At 63.9% G+C, this 25223-nt stretch carries 18 protein-coding genes; 10 read left to right on the forward strand and 8 right to left on the reverse strand.

Annotation, left to right across the window (positions count from 1 at the left end; genetic code table 11):
- The first annotated feature begins 29 nt into the window (after positions 1 to 29).
- The 3 genes from gltB to ACTQ1Z_RS01805 all read left to right on the forward strand — a co-directional run bounded on the left by gltB (position 30) and on the right by ACTQ1Z_RS01805 (position 6820).
- Positions 30 to 4676 carry a glutamate synthase large subunit gene (gene gltB, locus ACTQ1Z_RS01795; RefSeq protein ID WP_441858298.1) on the forward strand — a complete coding sequence of 1549 codons (4647 nt, stop codon included), beginning with the start codon at positions 30 to 32 and terminating at the stop codon, positions 4674 to 4676.
- 1 nt (position 4677) lies between these two features.
- Positions 4678 to 6159 carry a glutamate synthase subunit beta gene (locus ACTQ1Z_RS01800; protein WP_441858300.1) on the forward strand — a complete coding sequence of 494 codons (1482 nt, stop codon included), beginning with the start codon at positions 4678 to 4680 and terminating at the stop codon, positions 6157 to 6159.
- A 172-nt stretch (positions 6160 to 6331) separates the two neighbouring features.
- Positions 6332 to 6820, forward strand: coding sequence for a hypothetical protein (locus ACTQ1Z_RS01805; protein WP_441858302.1), 489 nt, complete (start codon positions 6332 to 6334; stop codon positions 6818 to 6820).
- A 270-nt stretch (positions 6821 to 7090) separates the two neighbouring features.
- Here the strand turns inward: ACTQ1Z_RS01805 and ACTQ1Z_RS01810 are convergent, their stop codons facing one another.
- The 3 genes from ACTQ1Z_RS01810 to ACTQ1Z_RS01820 form a co-directional block, all read right to left on the reverse strand.
- On the reverse strand, positions 7091 to 8224 hold the full coding sequence (locus ACTQ1Z_RS01810; protein ID WP_320680429.1) for a 5-methyltetrahydropteroyltriglutamate--homocysteine S-methyltransferase: 1134 nt from the start codon (positions 8222 to 8224) through the stop codon (positions 7091 to 7093).
- A gap of 356 nt (positions 8225 to 8580) precedes the next feature.
- A complete protein-coding gene (locus tag ACTQ1Z_RS01815) occupies positions 8581 to 9711 on the reverse strand; it encodes a 5-methyltetrahydropteroyltriglutamate--homocysteine S-methyltransferase (RefSeq protein ID WP_441858306.1) in 1131 nt (376 codons plus the stop codon).
- A gap of 405 nt (positions 9712 to 10116) precedes the next feature.
- On the reverse strand, positions 10117 to 11424 hold the full coding sequence (locus ACTQ1Z_RS01820; protein WP_320680423.1) for an O-acetylhomoserine aminocarboxypropyltransferase/cysteine synthase family protein: 1308 nt from the start codon (positions 11422 to 11424) through the stop codon (positions 10117 to 10119).
- Between the two features lie 708 nt (positions 11425 to 12132).
- On the opposite strand from ACTQ1Z_RS01820, the gene ACTQ1Z_RS01825 reads away from it, so the two are divergent.
- Positions 12133 to 13065, forward strand: coding sequence for an aldo/keto reductase (locus ACTQ1Z_RS01825; RefSeq protein WP_441858309.1), 933 nt, complete (start codon positions 12133 to 12135; stop codon positions 13063 to 13065).
- A gap of 25 nt (positions 13066 to 13090) precedes the next feature.
- On the opposite strand, the gene ACTQ1Z_RS01830 is transcribed toward ACTQ1Z_RS01825, so the two are convergent.
- A complete protein-coding gene (locus tag ACTQ1Z_RS01830; protein ID WP_320680420.1) occupies positions 13091 to 14014 on the reverse strand; it encodes a LysR family transcriptional regulator in 924 nt (307 codons plus the stop codon).
- A 785-nt stretch (positions 14015 to 14799) separates the two neighbouring features.
- Here ACTQ1Z_RS01830 and ACTQ1Z_RS01835 point away from each other — a divergent pair.
- The 3 genes from ACTQ1Z_RS01835 (at position 14800) to ACTQ1Z_RS01845 (ending at position 19008) form a co-directional block, all read left to right on the forward strand.
- The gene (locus ACTQ1Z_RS01835) at positions 14800 to 16014 is read left to right on the forward strand and encodes an iron-containing alcohol dehydrogenase (RefSeq protein WP_441858311.1); all 1215 of its coding nucleotides are present in this window, start codon (positions 14800 to 14802) and stop codon (positions 16012 to 16014) included.
- Positions 16015 to 16502: 488 nt separating this feature from the next.
- The gene (locus ACTQ1Z_RS01840) at positions 16503 to 17954 is read left to right on the forward strand and encodes a radical SAM protein (protein WP_441858313.1); all 1452 of its coding nucleotides are present in this window, start codon (positions 16503 to 16505) and stop codon (positions 17952 to 17954) included.
- 250 nt (positions 17955 to 18204) lie between these two features.
- Positions 18205 to 19008, forward strand: coding sequence for a 7beta-hydroxysteroid dehydrogenase (locus ACTQ1Z_RS01845; protein ID WP_441858315.1), 804 nt, complete (start codon positions 18205 to 18207; stop codon positions 19006 to 19008).
- A 57-nt stretch (positions 19009 to 19065) separates the two neighbouring features.
- On the opposite strand, the gene ACTQ1Z_RS01850 is transcribed toward ACTQ1Z_RS01845, so the two are convergent.
- Together ACTQ1Z_RS01850 and ACTQ1Z_RS01855 are read right to left on the reverse strand one after the other, a co-directional pair.
- The gene (locus ACTQ1Z_RS01850; RefSeq protein WP_320680416.1) at positions 19066 to 19419 is read right to left on the reverse strand and encodes an acylphosphatase; all 354 of its coding nucleotides are present in this window, start codon (positions 19417 to 19419) and stop codon (positions 19066 to 19068) included.
- A 6-nt stretch (positions 19420 to 19425) separates the two neighbouring features.
- Entirely contained in the window at positions 19426 to 20658 is a 1233-nt protein-coding gene (locus ACTQ1Z_RS01855) for an iron-containing alcohol dehydrogenase (RefSeq protein WP_441858316.1), read from the reverse strand.
- A gap of 177 nt (positions 20659 to 20835) precedes the next feature.
- On the opposite strand from ACTQ1Z_RS01855, the gene ACTQ1Z_RS01860 reads away from it, so the two are divergent.
- The 3 genes from ACTQ1Z_RS01860 (at position 20836) to map (ending at position 23270) form a co-directional block, all read left to right on the forward strand.
- A complete protein-coding gene (locus ACTQ1Z_RS01860) occupies positions 20836 to 21153 on the forward strand; it encodes a hypothetical protein (RefSeq protein ID WP_441858318.1) in 318 nt (105 codons plus the stop codon).
- A gap of 232 nt (positions 21154 to 21385) precedes the next feature.
- The gene (fba, locus tag ACTQ1Z_RS01865) at positions 21386 to 22258 is read left to right on the forward strand and encodes a class II fructose-1,6-bisphosphate aldolase (RefSeq protein ID WP_320680384.1); all 873 of its coding nucleotides are present in this window, start codon (positions 21386 to 21388) and stop codon (positions 22256 to 22258) included.
- Between the two features lie 127 nt (positions 22259 to 22385).
- A complete protein-coding gene (gene map, locus ACTQ1Z_RS01870; protein WP_293815499.1) occupies positions 22386 to 23270 on the forward strand; it encodes a type I methionyl aminopeptidase in 885 nt (294 codons plus the stop codon).
- 258 nt (positions 23271 to 23528) lie between these two features.
- On the opposite strand, the gene ACTQ1Z_RS01875 is transcribed toward map, so the two are convergent.
- Positions 23529 to 24332: an AIM24 family protein gene (locus ACTQ1Z_RS01875; protein ID WP_320680386.1), complete on the reverse strand. Its 804-nt coding sequence runs from the start codon at positions 24330 to 24332 to the stop codon at positions 23529 to 23531.
- Between the two features lie 146 nt (positions 24333 to 24478).
- Complete coding sequence (locus tag ACTQ1Z_RS01880; protein ID WP_441858321.1) at positions 24479 to 25150, reverse strand: hypothetical protein; 672 nt, start codon at positions 25148 to 25150, stop codon at positions 24479 to 24481.
- Positions 25151 to 25223: the final 73 nt, after the last annotated feature.

A 25223-nucleotide genomic window follows, 5' to 3' on the forward strand; every position in this document is an offset into this window, starting at 1 on the left:
CGAAATGACCTACGGAGAAGGACGTCACTATGGAGTCTCATCAGTACAACGCCAGCCAGACCGGTCTGTATCGTCCCAGCTACGAGCATGACGCGTGCGGAATCGGTGCCATTGCCAGCCTGAAGGGCGTCAAGAGCCACCAAACTCTCGACGACGCACTCTCGGTCCTCGTCAACCTCGAGCACCGTGGTGGCAAGGGCCTTGAGCGCAACACCGGAGACGGCGCGGGCGTGCTGTTCCAGATTCCGCACCGCTTCTTCCGCAAGGAGGCGCAGAAGGAGGGTCAGCTGCTCCCCGACGAGGGCGACTACGGCGTGGCGATGCTCTTCTTCCCACACAGCGACGAGACCGGCGAGGCCGATGGCGTCGCCGACCCGACCGCCGTCCAGGCAGCGATCCGCGTCTTCGAGGAGGGCTGTGCCGAGTGCGGCGTGCCGCTCATGTTCTGGCGCCGCGTGCCGGTCGACCCGCATGACCTGGGCGACACGGCCAAGGCCTGCATGCCCACCATCCTCCAGGCGTTTCTCCGCCGCCCCGAGGGCGTCGCCGCCGGCCAGGACTTCGAGCGCAAGCTCTACGTCTGCCGCCGCACCATCGAGCGCGCCGCCGACGCGAACCCGGCCCTCGCGGACAAGATCTTCTACGTGTGCTCGATGAGCTCGCGCACCATCGTCTACAAGGGCATGCTCGTCGCCACGCAGATGCGTCGCTTCTACACGGACCTCTCCGACGCTGCCGTCGAGACGGCGCTCGCCCTCGTCCACTCCCGCTACTCGACCAACACCACGCCGAGCTGGGAGCGCGCGCACCCCAACCGCTACATCATCCACAACGGCGAGATCAACACGCTGCGCGGCAACGTCTCCTGGATTCGCGCCCGCGAGCCAAACCTCTACAGCCCGGTGCTGCAGCATGACCTCGAGAAGGTCCTGCCCATCATCAACCGCGAGGGCTCCGACTCCGCCATCCTCGACAACGTGCTCGAGTTCCTCACCATGAACGGCCGCCCGCTCGACCGCGCCGTGACACTCATGATCCCGGAGCCGTGGGACCACAACCCCAACCTCTCCGAGAAGCGCCGCGCCTATGACTCCTACCAGTCGATGCTCATGGAGCCGTGGGACGGCCCCGCCGCCATCGCCTTCACGGATGGCCGCATCCTTGGCGCCGCACTCGACCGCAACGGGCTGCGCCCGGCGCGCTACTACGTTACGCGCGACGACCGCATCATCCTCTCCTCCGAGGTGGGCACCATCGACGTCGAGCCGGAGAACATCCTTCGCACGGGCTGCCTCGGCCCGGGCGAGATGCTCGAGGTCGATCCCACGCAGGGCCGCGTGATCTGGAACGACGAGATTCGCGACAAGTACGCCAACGAGAAGCCCTATCGCGACTGGCTGGGCGACGAGACGCTCGACATCCACGACCTGCGCGAGCCTGCCGCGGACGAGCTGCCCGCGGAGCCCGACGAGGGCCTGCGCCTCACCGAGCGCATGGCGAAGCTCGGCTACCACTACGATGACGTCGACGAGCTCATCCGCCCGATGGCGACGGCGGCCAAGGTCCCCCTGGCCTCGATGGGCGTCGACGCGCCCCTCGCCGTGCTCTCGAAGCGCACGCGCTCCTTCTTCGACTACTTCCACCAGCTCTTCGCCCAGGTCACCAACCCGCCCATCGACGCACTGCGCGAGAGCCTCGTCACGAGCTCGGTGCTCTACCTCGGCAATCACGGCAACCTGCTCGAGGACTGCCGCGACACCTGCCGCCTCGTGCGCCTGCAGGGGCCGCTGCTCACCCATGACGCGTTCAGGCGCATCTGTGCCATCGACCGCGTGGGCTTCAAGACGCAGGTCTTCCACGCCACATATCCCGTCGATGGGGGAGAGGGTGCCCTCGAGGCCGCCCTCGAGAAGCTCGACGCCGACATCGAGGCCGCGGTGCGCGGCGGCGTGAACATCGTCGTCATCTCCGACCGCGCCGCCGCGGGCGAGGTACCCATCCCCAGCCTGCTCTCGCTCGGCAGCGTCCACAACCACCTCATCCGTGCGGGCGTGCGCATGCTCGCGGACATCGTGGTGGAGACCGGCGACGCCATCTGCGCGCATGATTTCGCGTGCCTCGTAGGCTACTCCGCGAGCGGCATCTACCCCTACATGGCGCACGAGTGCATCCGTGACCTCGTGGCCAAGGGCGCGATCGACCTTCCCGGCGACGAGGCCGTCGCCAACTATGACCGCGCCGTGACCGCGGGTATCACCTCGATCATGTCCAAGATGGGCATCTCGACGATGCAGGGCTATCACTCCGCACAGATCTTCGAGATCATCGGCCTTGCCGACGAGCTCGTCGACCGTTACTTCACGAGCACCACGACGAGCGTGGGCGGTCTCGACATCGAGGGCGTCCAGCGCGAGCAGAACGAGCGCTACGCAGCGGCGATGGCCCTTGCGAAGAGCCCGTCGCCCAACCAGCTCCCGAGCCTGGGCCTCACGAAGTGGCGCCCGATCGACGGTGAGGAGCACCTCGTCGAGCCGCGCGCAATCTATCTCCTGCAGCGCGCCTGCACCGAGGGCGACATGGATCTCTTCCGCGAGTATGGTGAGGTCATCCACCGCGCCGGTCGTGCCGTCACCCTGCGCGACCTGCTCGACTTCGACGCCGCTGGCCGCACGCCGGTGCCGATCGAGGAGGTCGAGCCCGTCTCGGAGATCGTAAAGCGCTTCAACACGGGTGCTATGAGCTATGGCTCCATCTCCAAGGAGGCCCACGAGACCCTCGCCATCGCCATGAACCGCCTGCACGGCCGCTCCAACACCGGCGAGGGCGGCGAGGACCCGGCGCGCGAGGTGCCGCTGCCCAACGGCGACTCCAAGAAGAGCGCCATCAAGCAGGTCGCCTCTGGCCGCTTTGGCGTGACGAGCCGCTACCTCTCGAGCGCCATCGAGATCCAGATCAAGATGGCCCAGGGCGCCAAGCCTGGCGAGGGCGGACATTTGCCCGGTAAGAAGGTCTACCCCTGGATCGCCGAGGTGCGTCAGTCCACGCCTGGCGTCGGCCTCATCTCGCCGCCGCCGCACCACGACATCTACTCCATCGAGGACCTCGCTGAGCTCATCTTCGACCTCAAGAACGCCAACCCCGGCGCTCGCATCAGCGTGAAGCTCTGTGCCCTCGCGGGTGTGGGCACCATCGCGACGGGCGTTGCCAAGGGCGGTGCCGACAAGATCACGATCAGCGGCCACAACGGCGGCACCGGCGCCGCCCCGCGCGACTCGATCTGGCACGCTGGCATCCCGTTCGAGATTGGCCTGGCCGAGACCCAGCAGACGCTCCTCATGAACGGCCTGCGCAGCCGTGTCGTCGTCGAGACGGACGGCAAGCTCATGGACGGCCGGGACGTCGCCATCGCGGCGCTCCTTGGCGCGGAGGAGTTTGGCTTCGCGACGATGCCGCTCGTTGCCATGGGCTGCCTCATGCAGCGTGACTGCCAGCAAGACACCTGCCCGGCCGGCATCGCCACGCAGAACTGCAAGCTCCGTGGCCGCTTCACGGGCACGCCCGAGCAGGTCGTCAACTTCATGGAGTTCACGGCCGCCGAGTTGCGCGAGATCATGGCGCGCCTGGGCTTCCGCACCGTCGACGAGATGGTGGGTCACCCCGAGTGCCTGCGCCAGGTCGAGGTCGAGGGCAACTGGAAGGCCAACGAGGTCGACCTCTCTCGCGTGCTCGCGAACGGGACGAACGAGTACGGCCGCAACATCCCGGGCGCCGAGGGCCGTCACTTCCTGCCGAGCATGGCACCCGACCTCGAGCTCGAGCGCACGCTCGACGCGACGCTGCTCGTGCCCTACACCGCGAGCGCCCGCAAGCACCTCGAGCCCATCCGCTTCCATGCCGACATCGACAACGTGAATCGCTGCGTGGGCACGATGCTTGGCCACGAGGTCACCGCGGCGCACCCCGAGGGACTTCCCGAGGGCTCCGTCACCGTCGACTGCACGGGCTCGGGCGGCCAGAGCTTCGGCGCGTTCCTGCCGAAGGGCGTCACGCTCAACATCAAGGGCGATGCGAACGACTACTTCGGCAAGGGCCTCTCCGGCGGCATCCTTTCCGTGCGTCCGCCCAAGCGTTCGAACTACAAGTTCGACGAGAACATCATCGTGGGCAACGTCGCGTTCTATGGCGCCACGAGCGGCAAGGGCTTCGTGAACGGTCTTGCCGGCCAGCGCTTTGCCGTGCGTAACTCCGGTGCCACGGTTGTCGTCGAGGGTGTGGGCAACCACGGCTGCGAGTACATGACGGGCGGTGTCGCCGTCGTGCTCGGCGAGGTTGGCCTCAACTTCGCGGCCGGCATGAGTGGTGGCGTGGCCTACGTGTTCGACGAGTTCGGCACGCTCGCGGGGCGCTGCAACACCGACATGGTGGAGCTCAAGGAGCCCACGGCCGACGAGCTCGAGTTCGTCCGCGGCCTGGTCGAGGAGCACGTCGCTCGCACCTCGAGCCCGCGCGGCATCAAGATGCTCTATCGCTTCGAGACGTACGGAAAGAAGTTCGTGAAGGTGATTCCGCGCGATTACGAGCGCGTTCTCGAGGCCGTCACTGCCGCTGAGGCGGCGGGTAAGTCTCACGAGGAGGCCCTGCAGGTGGCCTTCGACCAGATCACGGGGAGGAACTAGCATGGGCAAGCCAGGAGCGTTTCTCGAGCACGGCAGGCAGGCCCATGGGCTTCGTGACGTGGCCGAGCGTACGGGCGACTACAACGAGCTCTACGAGCTGCTCACGCCCGAGCAGCAGCAGGTGCAGGCAAGCCGTTGCATGATGTGCGGCGTGGCTTTCTGCCAGACGGGCATCTCGTTTGGCAAGGCGCGCCCGAGCGGTTGCCCCTTGCACAACCTCATTCCCGAGTGGAACGACCTCGTCTATCGCGGTCAGTGGGAGGAGGCGGCCGAGCGTCTGGCGCTGACCTCTCCCATGCCCGAGTTCACGAGTCGCGTGTGCCCGGCGCTGTGCGAGGCGGCCTGCAACCTGGGCCGCGCGGACGAGCCCGAGACGATTCACGACAACGAGCGCGCCATCAGCGATTGGCAGTGGGCGCACGGCGGCCCGGCTCGCTTCGCTCCTGCGGGGGCGGACGCGCCGAGCGTGGCCGTGGTGGGCTCCGGTCCCGCCGGCCTCGTCAGCGCCTGGGAACTCGCGCGCCGCGGGGCTCGCGTGACCGTGGTCGAGCGTCATGACCGTGCTGGCGGCCTGCTCATGTACGGCATCCCCAACATGAAGCTCGAGAAGGACGTCGTGGCGCGCCGCGTCGAACTCATGCGTGAGTTGGGCATCGAGTTCCGTCTGGGTGTCGACGCGAGCGACGCTGCGGTCGCCGCCGCGCTCAAGGACGAGTTCGACGCCATCGTGGTCGCCGCAGGCGCGTGCAAGCCGCGTGGCCTTGCCGCCACGAGCTATGACGAGGGGCTTGCTGCCGGTGGCGTGGTCTACGCGGTCGACTACCTTACGAGCGCCACGCGCTCGGTGCTTGATGGCGGCGCGCCGGCGATCGACGCTGCGGGCAAGGACATCGTGGTCATCGGCGGTGGCGATACGGGTAACGACTGCCTGGGCACCGCGGTGCGCCAGGGTGCGCGTTCCGTGCGTCAGTTCGAGTTCCTCAGCTGCCCTCCGGAGGAGCGCGCGGCCGGAGACGCCTGGCCGCAGTGGCCCAACGTCAAGAAGACCGATTACGGCCAGGTCGAGGCCATCGACCTCATGGGCGGAGAGATGCGCGAGTGGGGCGTCGACACGCTCGAGGTACTGTTCGACGAGGACGGCAGCGTCCGTGGCCTGCGCGTGGTCGACCTTGACTGGAGCCACGGGAAGCCCGAGCGCGTCGAGGGCTCCGAGCGCGAGGTGCCGGCGCAGCTCGTGCTCATCGCCTGCGGCTTCACCGGCCCCGAGGCCAGCGTGGTCGAGGCCTTCGGCGCGAAGATCGCCGAGAAGGGCCGCCCATTGCCCGTCATGGCGACGGCAGGCTCGCACCGCACTGCCGCGAGCATTGGCGGCAAGCCCGTCTTCGCCGCGGGCGACGCCCGCAACGGCTCCACGCTCGTCGTGACCGCCATGGCCGACGCCCTTGCCTGCGCCGCCGAAGTCGCCGCGACCCTGGGCCTGTAAAGTTGACAAAGGGACAGTCCCTTTGTCAACTACAGTCCCTTTGTCAACTACTTAACCTGAAAAAGGGACAGTCCCTTTTTCAGGTTTTTCGAGACCCGCTGGGGGAGAGTCCCTCGGCGGGTCTTTTCGTTTGCTACTATCACGGGGATACTGACGACGATGGGAGAGAGACATGCCTCTTCATGAGAATCCCGAGTTCAAGAAGGAGAGCTTCGTGTCCCTGCTCATGGCCGAGCTCGTGGGCCTGGGCACCACGATGTGCGCCGCGATGGACGCCCATCCCGGCTTTGTGCCCTGCCGCCATGCGTTTGATGTGCTTCTCGAAGGCCTCGAGGCGGCCGCCGTCCCCGCTCACTTGGAGATCATCCGCGAGCAGGCGGATAAGGTCCACGCGCGCAGCGAACACATCGCAGAGCACCGTGGCGTGCCCCGTGGAGCCGTGACCTGCCCGTATGCTGGCCCTGGTAGGGAGCCCATCACGGATGCCGTCTCAAGCGTCAAGATGGCCGCGTGTGCCATCGAGGACTCCGGGTGCGAGAACGATGAGGCTTGCGTTGCCATTGCTCGTGCGCTTGCCGGCATTGGCGACCCGCATTCCGATGCCGCCGCGGTTGCGGAGCAAGCCGCCGAGGCCCTTCGCCTGGCTCATCAGTTCGACTAGGCTCGCCGTGATCATTGGGCGCGCCTCGCAGTAAGGATTTGGCTCGCTGCGGCCAGTGACCACTCCTCCCGCTAAAGACGAATCCCCCGATCCTGGCGCCTCTTCTCGCGCAGCTGCGTGCGAGAACGGCGCTAGGACCGGGGGATTTCATTTGGGCGTGCTAACGGGGACGCTTGCCTGGACGTGCTTGCCGGGCGCGCTTGCCTGGGTCGTGCTTGCCTGGGTCGTGCTTGCCGGACGTGCCCGTTGGCCGTGCCTGTGGCGGCAGCCTTACGCCTCGCCCCAGACCTTCTCGGCAACGCGCTTGACGAGCGCGACCTTGGCCCACTGCTCGTCCTCGGTGAGCTTGTTGCCGCACTCGCAGGAGGCGAAGCCGCACTGCGGGGAGAGGTAGAGGTTCTCGAGCGGCACGTACTTGGCCGCCTCGTTGATGCGGCTGATGAGCAGCTCCTCGTCCTCGAGACCCGGTTGCTTGGAGGTCACGAGGCCGAGCACGACCTTCTTGCCCTCGGCCACGTACTTGAGCGGCTCGAAGGTGCCGGCGCGCGGGGTGTCGAACTCGAGGTAGAAGGCATCGACGTTCTCATCGGCGAAGAGATAGGGCGCGACGGGGTCATAGCCGCCCTCGAAGGCGTAGGTGGAGTGGTAGTTGCCGCGGCAGACGTGCGTGGTGATCACGAGATCCTCGGGTTTGCCCTCGATTGCGAGGTTGTTAAGGCGAACGCCGAGCTCGGAGACCTTCTGGATATCGACCGGGCCCATGCCGGTCTTGCTGACGAAGTCTGCATCGCAGTAGAGACCCCAGGTGCAGTCGTCAAACTGAATGGAGCGGCAACCGGCGGCGTAGAGGTCTGCGATGACGGTACGGTAGGCAGCGGCGATGTCCTCGATGAGGGCCTCGTCGTCAGCGTAGACGGAGCGCAGGCTCTCGACCTGGCCGTCGCAGCGGTCGAGGATGACCTCGGCGTAGGTCTGGGCGGGAGCGGGGACGGTCTGACGCGCGACCTGGCCGTCCTCCTCGAGGGCCTTCACGAACTTGAAGTGCTCGACGAACGGGTGGTTCTCGCCGGAGATCTTACCCGTGACGACGGCGGTGTCAGCGGTGGTCTCCTCGTCGTGGAACATATAGCCGGTGCGGCTCGTGCGGCGCTCGATGCCGTTCAGGCCCCACATAAAGTCGAGGTGCCAGTAGCTGCGGCGGAACTCGCCATCGGTGATGACGTGGAGGCCGGCGGCCTTCTGCTTGGCGACGAGGTCGCGGATGGCCTCGTTTTCGACGACCGTGAGGGCGGCATCGTCAATGATGCCGGCGGCATGGTCCGCGCGGGCCTGCTTGAGGACGTCCGGGCGCAGGAAGCTGCCGACGACGTCATAGCGGAACGGGGCGTTGTGCTTGTAGGACATGGGTTTCTCCTTGGGTATGAGATGGCTTGTGGTTGTCGCGAGAGCTTGGGAGACGTGCGCAATTTTCATCTCTACCAGGCTCTTTGCTAGTCGTTTAACTAACCGACCAATTGGCTGGGAATAGTATTCCACGTTTGTGGGCTATCCGGTACTACGCATCATGTATGCGAGTGCATAGGATGAAGCTATGACACATGCGGGATGCCGAGAAAGGCGCGATGCTTGCCTGGGGCGCGGACGACGCTTGCCAAAACGGGAGCGATGGCCAAGAAAAGGGGCCCGGAACGGCTGGCGTCCCGGGCCCCACAGGTTTTAATGTCACGGTAGTTGGCATGCTGGCCTATGCGCCTTGCCGGCTACGCCTCGTCCGCGTCGTCCCAGACGGACTCCGCGACCTCACGCACGAGCCTGAGCTTGTCCCACTGGACCTGCTCGGCGATCGAGTTGCCCTCCTCGGTGGAGGCGAAGCCGCACTGCGGGGAGAGGCAGAGGCGCTCGAGGGGCACGATCTTCGCGGCCTCGTCGATGCGCGCACGGATGGCGTCCGGATCCTCGAGCTCGGCCGTCTTGGTGGTCACGAGGCCGAGGACGACGCGCTGGTCGGTGTCCGCCGGCAGGTGCCTGAGAGGCTCGAAGCTACCGGAGCGCTCGTCGTCGTACTCGAGGAAGAAGCCGTCAAAGCCGCGGATGCCCAGCAGGCGGCGCGCGATGGTCTCGTAGGTGCCCTCATAGAGCCAGTGGCTCATGAAGTTGCCCTTGCACATGTGGGTCGTAATGACCATGTCCTCCGGGCGGCCCTCGAGCGCCTCCTCGGTGATGTCGCCGAAGACGTCGATGAGCTCGTCGGGGTCATAGCCGCAGGCGACGATCCTGTCGCGGCGGCGCTCCGAGAACAGCGCGCCCCAGCTCGTGTCATCAAGCTGCAGATAGCGGCAACCGGCGTTATAGAAGGCACGGATCGCGTCCTGGTAGGTCTTAGCGAGGTCGTGGCGCAGCTCGTCGAGGTTGGCGTAGACGGGGTTCGCGGCGTACTGCTGGGAGAGGACCACGGAGCTAAGCGTGACCATGTTGGGACCGGCGATGGTCTGCTTGACGGGCGTGTCGCCGGCGAGCTTCTGCGTGCGGCGGAAGCCGTCGAGGAAGGGGTGGTTGGGGTCGAAGGAGATGGGGGAGTCGACGTAGGTGCCCTGCATGACCTTCTCGATGCCGAAGTCGGCGGTCTTGAAGTCATACACCTTAATGCCGTTGAAGCCGGCAAGCCAGTCGAGATGCCACCAACGGCGGCGGAACTCGCCGTCGGTCACGGCATGCAGGCCCACGGCCTTCTGCTTCTCGATGATCTTGGAGACCTCGGTGTCTTCGACCTCGTGAAGCTGCTCGAAGGAGATCTCTCCGGCGGCGTGCTTGGCACGCGCGTCGTGGATTGCCTGCGGGCGGAGGAAGCTGCCGACGATGTCATAGCGGAAGGGTGCGTTGAGCTTTGCCATGATGGCTCCTTTGAGTTGTGGGTTCGTTGCGAAGAGCTGATGCTTCGCCTATGGTGCGGGCCTTCTCTGCGCGGAAGACTGGGCGAGAGCGGGTGCGAGGCCAAGTATTACAGAGCCGTTGGCCATCTGGAAGAATCGATAGCCGATACGGTTATATAGCCTGAAGCTATGGGGTGGCTCGGGTGTCATTCGACAGCGCGAGCGTCCCGGCGTTGCTCCGCCATGCGGCGGGTGCGCCCGTGCCGTGCAAGTTGCGCTTCCGCGTTGTGTATCGGGCGTTTCCGCGGCATGCGGCCGGCGCGCCCGTGCCGCCCGCGCCACACAACCGACTCGCCTGTGCACAAAAGGGGCGGACCACCTGGGCCCGCCCCTTCCGAGTCGATGCGATTGTCTGTGGCTCGCGAACTAGTCGAGGGCGGCGAAGCCGCGCTCGAGGTCGGCGATGATGTCGTCGATGTGCTCCGTGCCGATGGAGAGGCGAATCGTGGACTGCGAGATGCCCACGTTGGCGAGCTCCTCGTCCGAGAGCTGGGAGTGCGTCGTGCTGGCCGGGTGGATCACGAGGCTCTTGACGTCAGCGACGTTAGCGAGCAGCGAGAAGAGCTGCAGGTTGTCGATGAACTTCCACGCAGCGTCCTTGCCGCCCTTGATCTCGAAGGTGAAGATCGAGGCGCCTCCGTTGGGGAAGTACTTCTCGTAGAGGTCATGGTCGGGGTGGTCGGGGAGGCTCGGGTGATTGACCTTCTTGACGTGCGGGTTGTTCACGAGGTACTCGATGACCTTCTTGGTGTTCTCGGCGTGGCGCTCGAGGCGAAGCGACAGGGTCTCGGTGCCCTGGAGCAGCAGGAACGCGTTGAAGGGCGAGATGCAGGCACCCTCGTCGCGGAGGAGGATCGCGCGGATGTAGGTCACGTACGCGGCGGCACCGCAGGCGTCGGCGAAGGAGATGCCGTGGTAGGAGGGGTTGGGCTCGGCGATCTGCGGATACTTGCCAGAGACCTTCCAATCGAAGTTGCCACCGTCGACGATCACGCCGCCAAGCGAGGTGCCATGGCCGCCGATGAACTTCGTGGCGGAGTGGACGACGACGTTGGCACCGTGCTCGAGCGGACGGAAGAGGTACGGCGTGCCAAACGTGTTGTCCACGACGACGGGCAGGCCGTGCTTGTGGGCGATCTCGGAGATGGCGTCGATGTTGGGGATGTCGGAGTTGGGGTTTCCGAGGGTCTCGAGGTAGATGAGGGTGGTGTTGTCCTGGATGGCCGCCTCGACCTCGTCGAGGTTGTGGGCGTCGACGAAGGTGGTCGTGATGCCGTACTGCGGGAGCGTGTGCTCGAGCAGGTTGTAGGAGCCGCCGTAGATGGTCTTCTGGGCGACCACGTGATCGCCGGCCTTGGCGAGCGCCTGGATGGCGTAGGTGATGGCGGCGGCACCGGAGGCGACAGCGAGACCGGCCACGCCGCCCTCGAGCGCGGCGATGCGGTCCTCGAAGACGCCCTGCGTGGAGTTGGTCAGGCGACCGTAGATGTTGCCGGCGTCGGCAAGGCCGAAGCGGTCGGCGGCGTGCTGGGAGTTGCGGAAGACGTAGCTCGTGGTCTGGTAGATGGGCACGGCGCGGGAGTCGGTGGCGGGGTCAGCCGCCTCCTGGCCGACGTGGAGCTGAAGGGTCTCGAAGTGGAAGGTCTTTTCGGTCTCGGGGGTGATGTCAGACATGGGTTCCTCCTAAAGGATGGCTCTTGCGGGATGTCGGTCGAGTGGGTTCTTGTCGGATTCGATGGGCGCGTTTGAGGCTTCGACGCTGTGATCGTGTTGCCTGCCGACGCGCCGAACGAGGTGGCTGCCAAAAAAGGAAACGCCCGGCAGCTCACGGGCTCCCGGGCGCAAGTCGGAGACGTTTCGCAAGGCGACGGCGCTAGTGACGCACGACAACCCTGCAGGTAGACCCCTGCGGTGCCCGGGAGCTCAGCATTCGCATGCACATCATCATCGTGGTGGTCTTGGCAGTCATCTCTCGGCACCTCCTTGCGCCTTCGGTTTTGCTGGTGAGTTTATACGCCCGCGTGAGCGATAAGGTCAATACCCTAGTGGGTAACTAGGGATTAAGATTCTGTTACATCGAGGTAGGGAGGGGTGTTTGGCGGCCAGGTTTCCTTTGCGGGGCGACGTGAGGCCGTTCTGCCGCCCGGCTGCGAGGCACCGCGTTTCCGTTTTGCCGCCCGGCTGCGAGGCACCGCGTTTCCGTTTTGCCGCCCGGCTGCGAGGCACCGCGGCAAGCGAGCCGCCAGTATTTGCCGGATGTCACGTGACGTCGCGAGATGCCTGCCTCCGCATCGCGCGCCGTTCGCCGATGGGGGCGTGCACTCCTCTTGGCTAAAGCGGCATCATTAGGCACAGGGGTATCCAATAGCAAGGAGGAAGCTCATGCGCTACATCGAATTTGGAGAGCAGAAGGCTAAGGCGTCCGAGGTCATGATCGGCCTCATGCGCATCAAGGAGATGAGCGTGCCTGAGGTCACGGAGCTCATCGAGGCCGCGCTCGACGAGGGCATCAACGCCCTGGACATCGCCGATGTCTATGGCCGAGGCACCTGCGAGACCATCCTCGGCGAGGTCTTCGCCGCCAATCCGGGCCTGCGCGATCGCGTCTTCCTGCAGTCGAAGGTCGGCATCCGCAAGGAGCCGGACGGCTTCACGTGGTATGACTTCTCGAAGGAGCACATCATCGAAGCCGTTGACGCCGGCCTCGCCCGCATGGGCGTCGATCACGTCGACTCGATGCTGCTCCATCGTCCAGATGTGCTCATGGAGCCGGACGAAGTGGGCGAGGCCCTCGAGACCCTCAAGGATCAGGGTAAGGTCCTCGACTGGGGCGTCTCGAACCTCAATCCTGCCATGCTCGGTCGTCTCGAGCGTCGCGTCCCGGTTAAGCTCGCGACCAACCAGATGCAGCTCAGCTGCGCGTTTACGCCTGCGTTCAATGGCGCGTTCAATGTGAACATGGAGAACGACGCCGCCATCATGCGAGACGGGGGCATCTTCGAGTGCTGCGAGGACAGGGGCATGGTTATCCAGGCCTGGTCCACCATGCAGTACGGCTACTTCGAGGGCGCCTTCCTCGGCAGCCCCAAGTATCCCGAGCTCAACGCCAAGCTCGAGGAGCTGGCCGAGAAGTACGGCGTGACCCCGATGGCCGTGGCGCTCGCCTGGGTGCTCCGCTATCCGGCGAAGATGCAGGCCGTCATCGGCACCACGAAGCCGTCGCGCGTTCGCGAGGCCGCGCGCGCCTGCGACTTCGAGCTCACCCGCAAGGAGTGGTACGAGATTTACTGCTCCGCGGGCAACGTTCTGCCGTAGCTGTTGGGACGCGCCGCGCTCGCCGCTACCCCAGGATTTCGAAGCCGTTGTCGGCGATGAGGGAGCGGAGCTCGTCGAGGTAGCGCTTGGCCATGGGGGAGAGGCGAGCGCGGTCGTTCGTGAGGAAGCCCAGCTGCATCGTCTCGTCAGTCTCGAGCGGGACGGAGACGATGTCGACGCCGTTGAGGTCGCTGTTGAGCACGCCAGAGCTGATGGTGTAGCCGTTCACGCCGCGCAGTAGGTTGAACAGCGTCGCACGGTCGGTGAGGACGATGGTCTTGCGGTGGCTTTCGAAGGGCAGGAGCTCCTCGGAGAAGTAGAGCGAGTTATGCGTGCCCTGCTCGTAGCAAAGGTACGGGTAGTCATCGAGGTCCTCGAGGCGGACACTTTTCGCATTTGCTAGCGGGTGCGACGCGCTTACGAAGACGTGCGGGCGCGCGTTGAACAGCGGCGTGTAGGTGAGGTGGTTCTCGCGCATGAGCTTGCGCAGGACTTTCTCGTTGAATGAGCTGAGATAGATCACGCCCAGCTCGCTGCGGTAGCCGGCGACGTCCTCGATGATCTCGTAGGTGCGGCTCTCTCGCAAGGTCATTTCGTATTCGTCGGCGTCGGAACCCTCGAGTAGGCGGACGAAGGCGAGGACGACAAACGCGTAGTGCTGCGACGAGATGGCGAACAGGCGCTTCGATGGGCGGGCGTGGGAGTAGCGCTGCTCGACGAGTTCCGTCTGCTCGAGAATCTGACGAGCGTAGGAGAGGAACTCCGAGCCGTCGGGCGTGAGCGAAATGCCGCGCGCGCTGCGGTTGAAGATCTGGATGCCAAGCTCGGCTTCGAGATCGCGCACGGCGGCGGAGAGGGACGGCTGCGAGATGTAAAGCTGTCGTGCGGCCTCGGTGATTGAGCCACACTCGGCGACGCGCGTGACGTAGCGAAGCTGGGTGAGGGTCATTGATGCTCCCTTGACACTGTTTGCTTGCCATAGGATACGCCTATATTAGGTGTTGAATGGGGCCGCGACGAGACTATTTGCGTGCTTGGACGGCCACGTGTTTTTAACTCGTCCGAGAAGTATGGACATGATTCGGGATTCGCCAAGTAACGTTGCCAGTCGGGCGTTTACCAAATGGAGTTTTGTGATCGAGATGCGATGGCTACCCGCGTGTTCATGCTTTATGTCCATACTTCTCGGCCGAGCTGCTATTTCTGCCAGAGGAAGGACGTTTCATTGTTCTCCTAGACGCTGCGTTATCGTTTACGCATCGGTCTCGATTTGAAAAGCGCGCTAAGTAGGGGGCTATTTGACCGGTTGCCGAGTAGAGGCATTATTTGCGCGATGCTCAACTGGGCTTTTACGGCGGAATCGGGGCGTCTACTCCGATAGTTCCGGAATAGCCCCCTACTTAGCGAGTTTTTTCTCGCCGCCCGTGTCGACTCGCTGCATGTGGCGACTTTTAGTCCGTGTCGACCCGCCAATCGAGAGCGCCCGCCAATCGAGAGCGCCTGCCACAGGTGACGCGCCAAAGCCCGCAATGTTAGCCGTTCGAGGCGATTTTCCGCGCTCGAGGTGATCCTCCATCTGCGATGGCTCTTCGCTCGTGAAGATTGCCACCCGTGACGAAGCAGAAAACAAGCGCGCGTATCTTATTGTCTCGAATGCGCTTACGTGTTGTGACGTGCTAGTTCTCGCGCTATAACACGCATTGGAATCAACGCGTTTGAACGAAAGGATGCAGCATGGAGACTTATAACTTCTATGCACCCACGAAGGTGCTCTTTGGTCCAGGAAAGCTCGGCGAGCTCGGTGACCAGAAGCTTCCCGGCGGCAAGGCATTGATCGTGACCACCGGTGGCAAGTCCGTGAAGGCAAACGGCTACCTCGCTCGCGTCGAGGCCGAGCTTGATCGTGCTGGCGTGAAGCATGTGCTGTTTGATCGTATCGAGCCTAACCCGCTGCGCGATACGGTTAACGCGGGCGGCTGGCTTGCTCGAAGCGAGGGCTGCGACTTCGTTCTCGCGCTCGGCGGAGGTTCGGTCATGGACGCGAGCAAGGGCATTTGCACGATCGCCGCGAATCCGGCCGTGGACGCCGAGGGCAACGTTACCGCCGGTGATATCTGGACCTACGTCATGGGTGGCACGGCAAAGTCCCAGCCTATTCCCAACGATCCGCTGCCTCTTGTGTGCGTGACCACTACCGCCGGTACCGGCTCCGAGGCAGACGCTGGCGCCGTCATCTCCTGCGAGGAGACCGACGAGAAGCTGCGTCTGGGCGATCCGCGTCTCTTCCCGTGCCTGTCCGTGGTCGATCCCGAGCTCATGCTCACGGTTCCCGCGCGTCTGACCGCCTTCCAGGGTTTTGATGCGCTGTTCCACAACGTCGAGTGCTTCATCGCCAAGAACCACACCCTCATGGGCGACATGATCTGCCGCGAGGGCATCAGGAATGCCGCGGCCTCGCTTGCTACCTGCGTCAACGACGGAACCAACCTCGAAGCGCGCGCTCAGCTCGCGTTCGCCAACACGCTCGGTGGCTACGCGATGGTCTGCTCCGGCTGCGCCGGTTGTCATGGCACCGAGCACGGCATGAGCGCTCATCACCATGACCTCCCGCATGGCGCCGGCCTCATCATGATCGCCTGTGCCTATCACCAGCACATGATTGACGTCCATGCATGCGACGACCGCTACGTCGAGATGGCTCGTCTCATTGGCGCAAGCGAAGCGGAGCTTGCCGAGCAGGGTCCGAGTGCGTTCGTGACCGAGCTCTCTCGCCTCAAGCGTGAATGCGGCATGGACGGGCTCAAGATGAGCGACTGGGGCATTACCGAGGATGAGCTTTCTGCCATCGCGGAGAATGCCATTACCACCAACGATGCCCTCTTCGGTCACGATCCGTCGCCGCTGACCGTCGATGACGTGACTGCGATTCTTAAGGCTAGCTACAAGTAGGGGATGGCGCGCGATGGACGCGTGACCGCGCGGCGCGCGGAGTCGCGGTGCCGAACGACACGTGGGGGCGCGAGGCCGGACGGCGCGCGCCACGAGCCTGCACGGCGCGCGGAGACGCGGGACTGCCCGCGAATGCCGGGCGTGACTATCTAGAGCGGCCAACAAAAGCCCGTCACCGAGTTGAACGGCCTCCCATTTCTTGGACACCGAGAAATGGGAGGTTTTCTTATGCGTATAGACCTTAGGGTGAAGCACGACGTCGAGACGAGGAGACATGCCGCCGAGCTGTCCGATTTGGGCATGGGCTGTCGGTGTGCCGACGCCGACGTTTGGCTCGCGATCAACTTTCTGGGCTGCGAAGGCGGAAACCCCTTCGCGATACCATACTCAACCTCGTAAGTTTACATAAGAACCGACAGGGGTATCATGACGAAAGTTTACATAAGACCGGAGCGATGAGAGACTCCGGCACGAGGGGAGAAGGATCCATGGGACTCACCCAGGCCGCCGAGCGTGCGGCGCTCAACAAGCTCGTTGATTACCTCAACGAGAATCCTGCCGAAAACGTCGATAAGATCATGGACCTCGTGAACAAGCTTGTTCCGGACAGCGTATTTCCTGTTCAACGTAAGGCCTTCACGGATGTCATCAAGAGCCGTGGCAATTGGTATGACTTGATCATGCGCGTCTTCGACCTCAACCCCGAGATGCGCACGAAGCTCCTCAAGGCTCTGCTCGTCGATGGCAACCTCCTCGCCTGGCCCGTCCAGGAGAAGGCTCGAGAGAAGTACCAGCGCAACATCCCGTGGGCCATCCTCCTCGATCCCACGAGCGCCTGCAACCTGCACTGCACCGGCTGCTGGGCGGCGGAGTACGGCCACCAGCAGAACCTCTCCTTCGATGACATCGACTCGATCGTCTGCCAAGGCAAGGAGCTTGGTACTCACATGTACATCTATACGGGCGGGGAGCCGCTCGTACGCAAGCACGACCTCATCAAGATCTGCGAGAAGCACCCTGACTGCGCGTTCCTCTGTTTCACGAATGCCACTCTCATCGACGAGGAGTTTTGCCAGGACATGATCCGCGTGGGCAACTTCGTGCCTGCAATTTCGGCCGAGGGCAACGAGCACACCACGGACTCCCGCCGCGGTCAGGGCACCTATGCCAAGATCGAGTGCGCCATGGACCTGCTGCGCTCGCACAAGCTGCCGTTTGGTATCTCCTGCTGCTGGACGAAGGCGAATGCCGACACGGTCGCCACGGAGGAGAACATCGACTGGATGATCGACAAGGGTGCGCTCTTCTGCTGGTACTTCCACTTCATGCCCGTGGGCCGCGCCGCCACGGCGGAGCTCATCCCCACGCCCGAGCAGCGTGAGAAGATGTATCGCTTCGTCCGCGAGATGCGCGAGAAGAAGCCGCTGTTCACGCTCGACTTCCAGAACGATGGCGAGTACGTGGGCGGTTGCATCGCCGGCGGCCGCCGCTATCTGCACATCAACGCCGCGGGCGATGTCGAGCCGTGCGTCTTCATCCACTACTCCAACGCCAACATCCACGATGTGAGCCTGCTCGACGCGCTCGGCAGCCCCATCTTCATGAAGTACTACGAGGGACAGCCCTTCAACGCCAACCACCTCAAGCCGTGTCCCATGCTCGAGAATCCCGACACGCTGCCCAAGCTCGTTGCGGAGAGCGGTGCCCATTCCACCGATCTCGTCGAGAAAGAGACGCCGGAACAGTTGCGCGAGAAGACCGTCGAGGACGCGAAGGCCTGGGCGCCCGTTGCTGATCGTCTGTGGGAGGACAGGGACGATGTCATGTACGAGAAGCGCCACGGCGAGGACCACTCGCAGGGTATGGCCGCTTCGGACATGAAGAAGTTCGAGGCCCAGGGCCATTATGGCTATACCGAGGAGCCCACGGCCACGAAGTAAGCCCCGCAGCGTGAAACCTGCCGCACGGCTGAGCCCTCGGGGCCCGTCTCGCATACGCGGGCCGGGCCCCCTTGCTGAAAAGAGCCGAGTTTACGGCATCTGTCAACCTCTCGCGGCCTGAACGCCGCTCGCAGATGGGCGTCTCGCCGCTCGCGGATGAAAAGGGCCACGCTCGCTCGGTCAGGAGTATCCCTGTGCACCGCGAGTGTTTGCTGCCGCCGGGGCTGGCGGCCAAAGAAAGGGGAGACTTATGACGAATCTATGCGAGAAGTACGGCGAGTGGGGCATCGTCCTTGGTGCCACCGAGGGCGTCGGCGAGGCGTTCTGCAAGAAGCTCGCCGAGGGTGGCATGAACCTGGTTATGGTGGGTCGACGCGAGGAGCTGCTGCGCGAGAAGGGCGAGAAGTTCCACGAGGAGTACGGCGTGGACTATAAGGTCGTCCGTGCCGACCTGTCCTGTCCCGACGAGGCCTGCGAGGCGGTCTTCTCGGCCACCGAGGGCCTTGATATGGGCTTCATGAGCTACGTCGCCTGCCTGCACCACTTTGGCAAGTTCCAGCACACCTCGCTTGAGGACCACGAGAAGATGGTGAACGTCAACGTCATCAGCTTCCTGCGCATGTTCCACCACTTCATGACGATCTTTGCCGAGCAGGACCGTGGCGCGGTCATCAACGTCTCGTCCATGACGGGCATCTCGAGCTCCCCGTGGAACGCCGAGTACGGCGCCGGCAAGGCCTACATCCTCAAGCTCACCGAGGCCGTGGCCTGCGAGTGCGAGAAGACGGGCGTCGACGTCGAGGTCTGCACGCTCGGCACCACGCTCACGCCCACGGCCATCAAGAACTTCCCGAAGGGCCCGGTGGGCGAGCAGGTCGTCAAGCTCGCGCTCACGCCCGACGAGGTGGCCGACGAGGCGTTCGAGAAGCTCGGGAAGGAGTTCTCCATCATCACCGGCGAGCGCAACAAGAAGAGCGTCCACGACTGGAAGGCCAACCACACCGAGGACGAGTACATCCGCTACATGGGCTCGTTCTACGCCGACCAGGACTAAGCGAGGGTTGACAAAGGGACAGTCCCTTTGTCAACCCCGTGAGGCAGTCATCGCTGGTTAATACCGAACCTCAAAGGAGGGTTTGTCGCCGGATTGGCGGCAGGCCCTCCTTTCGCATGAGGTAACGGTGAAGTGCAGGTTCATCGCACGCAGGAAAGCGTGCGAGCGAGCGCTGGCGTATTGGTCGCGAAGGCCGGCGAGCACTTGGCAGATGGCGTGGCCCGTGCCCTGCATCTCCGCGGTTACGGTGCCGTTTGGCTCGTTGCGGACCCAGCCGGCGACGCCCGCCTCATTCGCGAGCGATTGCGTGGTCCAACGGAAACCGACGCCCTGGACGGTACCGTCAAAGACGAGGGCGAGGCGAACCTCTCCGTCGATATCCCAGGTGTGGATGACCTCGCTTACATCCATGGCTGACTACAGGCAGCTCTCGTAGATGGCGCGCGCGTCATCCATGGTGAGCCTTTGGAGCTGGCCAAACTCGGCGCCCTTGTTCTGCTCGAGCGTCTCGAGGAAGGCGGGGATGTCATCGGCGGTGAAGCCGAGCTCTCCCAGCGTGCGCGGCATACCGATGGAGCAGAAGAAGGCCTGTAGCTCGTCGATCGTGGCGAGGATGGCGTCCTCGACGGCCTCCTCCGGCGTGGCGTCGATGCAATCCTCGACGACATCCACCGGCTCGATGTCAAACACGCCGGCGCCCAGGGTGAGGAAGCGCTCGGGGTTGGACTGCCAGACGTAGCGCATCCACGCCGGCATGACAACGGCAAGGCCGGCGCCGTGGGCGACCTTGGGGTCATGTGCGGAGAGCTCGTGCTCCATGCCATGGCTCTCCCAGCCGCCCGCGCGACCGCCGTTGGCTCCACGGCCGCATCCGGCGAGGTCATTGTGGGCGAGCGTGCCGGCCCACATGAGGTTGGCGCGCGCGTTATAGCACTCGGGGTCCTCCATGACGCGGCCTGCCTCGGAGATGATGGCGCGGATGAGGCCGCAGTCAAGCTGGTCGGTCACGGGAACGGGGCCGCTGGTGGAGAAGAAGCGCTCGAGGATGTGAGCGCACATGTCCGTCACGCCGGCTGCCGTCTGGTAGGCGGGGAGGGTGAAGGTCAGCTCGGGGTCGAGAACGGAGACGACGGGACGGTTGAGCTCGGACGAGAGGCCCTTCTTGAGGTGGGTCTCCTCGTTGGTAAGGACGCTCGAGGCGCTTGCCTCGGAGCCGGCGGCAGGAATGGTGAGGACGCACGCGACGGGAAGCTTGCCCTCCGCCACGGGCTTGGCGGCGTGGATGTAGAGGTCCCACAGGTCACCCTGGTAGGGGACACCGAGGGCGATGCCCTTTGCAGTGTCGATGACGGAGCCGCCGCCAACGGCGAGAACGACATCGGCGCCCGAGGCGCGTGCCACCTCTACGCCCTCGCGGGCGTGGGCGAGGCTGGGGTTGGGCTGGGCACCGCCGAACTCCGTGTGGGTAACGCCGGCGGCATCGAGGGAGGCGAGGACCCGGTCAAGCGTGCCCGTGCGCACGACGGAACCCTTGCCATAGACGACGAGGGCATGCTTAAAGCCGCGAGACGCGAGCTCGGAGCCGGTATGGTCCGTCATGCCCCTGCCAAAGACGACCTTGGTGGGCATGGAGAAGCTGAAGTCATTCATGCGTGTCCTTTCGTGGGTAGGTTGCGTCGGGCGATTCGATTTCACTATTGTATTCCCCATACCGGACATCAAATCCGGAGGCTGACGATGGAAACCTGCAAAAGGGACTGTCCCTTTTGCAGGTTGAAGTTGACAAAGGGACAGTCCCTTTGTCAACTCTGAGGGACTGGAGTGGCGATGGCGGAGGGCGGAGTCATGCGTGCGTGTGTGGCCGCGATCATGGGTGTGGCGCTGGCTATCGCTGGCCCCTATGCGTTCACGGGGGTCGAGGCCACCTGGCAGAAGATCGTGCTTCTCTCGCTCATCCTCGCTTGCGTGGCCATTCTCGTCACGACCATCATCCTCTCGATGGTGGCGGAGATGTGCGCTCGTTCTGGCTCTCATGCCGAGAGGCGCGTGATGTTGCTCTCCGACGTCTTCCTCTTCTCGGGCGCGGTAATGATGCTCGTTACGTTTGTCTTCGCGTTCGTCTTCGCCATCGTTCGCATGGCATAGGCTTCGCCGTTCCGCCGCTGTGCCTGCCCGCAGCGTGAGCATCCGCTTGTTGCATGAATGAATGCCGAATGCTGTTCATCCCCATCACAAAATGACTACGGCATAGCGAACAACTAGCCATCTAGCTGCAGATTTCTGTAAGAACTCGGTGCTTTTCGCTCTCGCGTCAGCATCGCTCGCTATAATCCGATTCAGTTAGTGTTTGTTGCTCATCAAGCAATGGAGGAAAGACATGCTCGTTAACGCTACGCACATGCTCCAGTCCGCCGAGAAGGGCCACTACGGCCTTGGCGCGTTCAACACCAACAACATCGAGTGGACCTACGGCATCCTCACCGCCGCTGAGGAGCTCCAGAGCCCGCTCATCATCCAGTGCACCGCTGGTGCCGCCAAGTGGATGACCAGCTTCAAGCTCTGCCACGACGTTGTTGTTGACATGATGGACACCCTGAACATCACCGTGCCCGTCTGCCTCCACCTCGATCACGGCTCCTACGAGGACTGCTTCAAGGCCATCGAGGCCGGCTTCTCCTCCATCATGTATGACGGCTCCCACGAGAAGGACTTCGCGACCAACCTCGAGCACACCGCCGAACTCGTGAAGCTCGCCCACTCCAAGGGCCTCTCCATCGAGGCTGAGGTCGGCGGCATCGGTGGTACCGAGGACGGCGTGACCTCCGCCGGCGAGCTCGCTGACCCCGATCAGTGCAAGCAGATCGCTGACCTCGGCGTTGACTTCCTCGCCTGCGGCATCGGCAACATCCACGGCCTCTACCCGGCTGACTGGAAGGGCCTCTCCTTCGACCAGCTCGCCGCCATCAAGGCCAAGACCGGCGACCTGCCCCTCGTTCTCCACGGCGGCACCGGCATCCCCGTCGACCAGGTCCAGAAGGCCGTCTCCATGGGCATCTGCAAGGTTAACGTCAACACTGACCTCCAGGTCGTCTTTGCCAAGGGCGTTCGTGAGTACGTCGAGGCTGGCAAGGATCAGCAGGGCAAGGGCTACGATCCGCGCAAGATGCTCAAGCCGGGCCGCGACGCCATCGTCGAGCGCACCAAGGAGCTCATCCGTGAGTTCGGCTCTGACGGCAAGGCTTGGAACTAACGCCTCTTCGCAGACGCCTAGCGGCTGATGACGTGATTGGAGCCCGTCCGGATTGTCCGGGCGGGCTCTGTGCATCCTTATCGGCACGTAAAGTGCCATACTTACCTGCAGACGAAAGGAGTTAACCATGTATGACAACGATCCGGTTCCCGGACGTAACGACCTCTGCTGGTGCGGTAGCGGCAAGAAGTACAAGAAGTGCCACGCTCGAATCGACGAGCGCCTGCAGGAGTGCTACAACGCCGGTATGGAAGTCATCGTCCGCCGCCTGCTGAAGACGCCGGAGGACATCGAGGGCATCAAGCGCTCCGCCGCCATCAACATCGGCGTGCTTGACATGGTGGGGGAGCGCATCCACGCCGGTGTCAGCACTGCCGAGGTGGACAAGTGGATTTATGACTACACCGTCGAGCACGGCGGTACCCCGGCGGACCTCAATTACGAGGGCTTCCCCAACAGCGTTTGCACCTCCATCAACGACGTGGTGTGCCACGGCATTCCCAGCGAGGGGGACATTCTCAAGGACGGCGACATCGTCAACGTCGACTGCTCCACGATCCTCGACGGCTACTACTCTGATTCAAGCCGCATGTTCTGCATCGGCGAGGTCTCGCCGGAGCGTCAGAAGCTCGTCGACGTAACGCGCGAGAGTGTCCAGCGTGGCCTTGCCCAGGTGAAGCCCTGGAACACGTTGGGCGACATGGCCCATGCCGTCCAGAGCTACGTGGAGGAGAACGGCTTTAGCGTCGTGCGCGAGTTTGGCGGTCACGGCATTGGCAACGCGTTTCATGAGGATCCGTTCGTGTCGCACGTCGGCGAGCCGGGGGAGGGCGTCGTGCTTGCTCCGGGCATGTGCTTCACGATCGAGCCGATGGTCAACGCCGGCGGTGCGGACATCGACATGGACGATCCCAATGGCTGGACCGTGCGCACGGCCGATGGCTCGGATTCTGCCCAGTGGGAGGTCCAGCTTGTCGTGACCGAGGACGGCTACGAGCTCCTTAGCTGGTAGGCTTGCTCTTGGCGTTCGCGAGGCGGGACAAGCTGGAGACGCGCCCTGATAAAACGTTTTAAGACGAAGCCGACGGGAAGCTTGCGTGTCGAACGGGGCCGCCTCTCCTCTGGAGGATAGCCCCATCGATGCGCGGCTTCCCGCCGGCTTTTGCGTGCCCCCGTAGCCTGCGTGCGCACGCAGCGCGCGCGTGCAGGCTACGGGGGCGCTGCCTCGTGCGAGTTCGCCGCCTCGTGCCGCGTGCTTGCCGCCGAGCCGTTACGCGCCCGTGGACGCGCTACTGACGTGGCCAGTGGCGACGGGCGCGAACATGATTCTGCCGGTACCACGGTAGACGTTAACGAGCCCCTCGCCCGAGGCCGCGGAGCCGATGAGCGACTTCGTGGTGCGCTCGACGGTGAACTGAAGCGTGGGGGACCAAGCGATGGCAAGGGAACCGTCAATCTTGATGACGTCATCGTAGAGATCGGCGATGATGAGTTCCTCCCTGGGCACCGACGACTCGAGGGCGACAAGGCCATTTCCATAGAGGCCGAGGTTGAAGAGGCCCTCGCCGCCCGCGATGGCGGCAGAGGGGCGTGAAATCATCTCTGCCCTGTGAGTGAGGGAAGCGTCGCTGGAGAGATAGGCGCCGTCTTCGATGATGATGCCGCCGTTCCAATCCGTCACGTCCTCTAGCAGGATGAACTTGTAGGTGGGCTCGAGGGTGACGATGCCGGTCCCCTCGTACTCGGGCTTGATCGCGGACTCGCCGGTGACGGAGCCTCGGACGAGCTTGCGGGCGAAGTCGCCTGCGCCGCGAATGCCGGTCCTCGGCTGGACGTCGCCGCTCATCCATTGCATGGCGCCCGCCTGCATGGAGACGCAATGCGAGGGGAACCTGTCGAGGTGGCAGACGAGCTGACGACGCCTCACGTTCATCTTGGAGGCGAAGTAGGCGAGCTGGGCCTCGTAGGGGTTGACGCTCATGTCGCTCTGGTACTCAATCACCGAGTACCCGCCGCGCTCCGCGGTGAGCTTTACGTTTTGTCCATCGGTGAAGTTGAAGAATCTGACGGTCATGGCTGCTCCAAATCTTTAAGGTCCTGCTTGCGAGCTTGAGTTTGTTGGCGGGCTTTTGGCCGACGTCTTAATTGTATGCAGAGCATATGGGCCCCGTGTCTCATTTTTTGTCTCCGGTGATGAGCCGCGGTGGCAGTATCTGTACCCTAACCGGCAAGGTCCTCCCAGTGCTGATAGGCGGCGTCATAAGGGTCATCACAACCGAGCCAGCGAAAGTAATCCTCCGCGGTGTCCGCGTAGTCATCCGGCGAGTCATAGTCATAGGGGGACTCATACGTGGGAGCGGCGGCCTTGACCACTTCGCCCGACGCATCCCTATTGGGTAGGCCCCAGTAGCCTTCCCAATAGTTCCTGCCCGTGTTCCACTTCGCGACGTTGATGACTTCCCTGTCGCGAACGGTTGCCGAGAACAGGACGTCATGGAGCCCGTTCGTCGAGTACCAGTAGTAGGTGACGCCGCCATCAAACAAACCTCCGTCGATGATCTCGCCCGTGCGCTCAGGGGCGCCGAGCCAGGTCTTGTCGAGGAGCTCCGCGGGCATGCCCTGCCAGGGAAGAGACTCCTCTACCGGAGTGCCATCGGGCGAGGTGGTGGGCAGCGCGGCAGCGGGTGTGGCGGCTTCTGTGATTGCGGGCGCAGCGGTTGCCGGCGAGGGAGTGGTGGCGGCAGCGGAGACGGACGGCGGCACCGTCAGGGGAGCGCTCTGCCTCTTCGGAGCCTTCTTCTCGCAGCCTGCTATGAGGACTAGGATGGCCATGACGACGCAAAGGCCAAATAGCCAGCCGGTCTTACCTTGTTTCTGCGAACCCGCTGCCATCATCGCTCCCTTCGCTCCTTTTGGGGGGAGCATGCCGCGCCTTTCGAACACTAATTCGGTGCATGCTAACCGG

Source organism: Parolsenella sp. LCP21S3_E11, assembly GCF_052118165.1.
Classification (GTDB): Bacteria; Actinomycetota; Coriobacteriia; order Coriobacteriales; family Atopobiaceae; genus Parolsenella.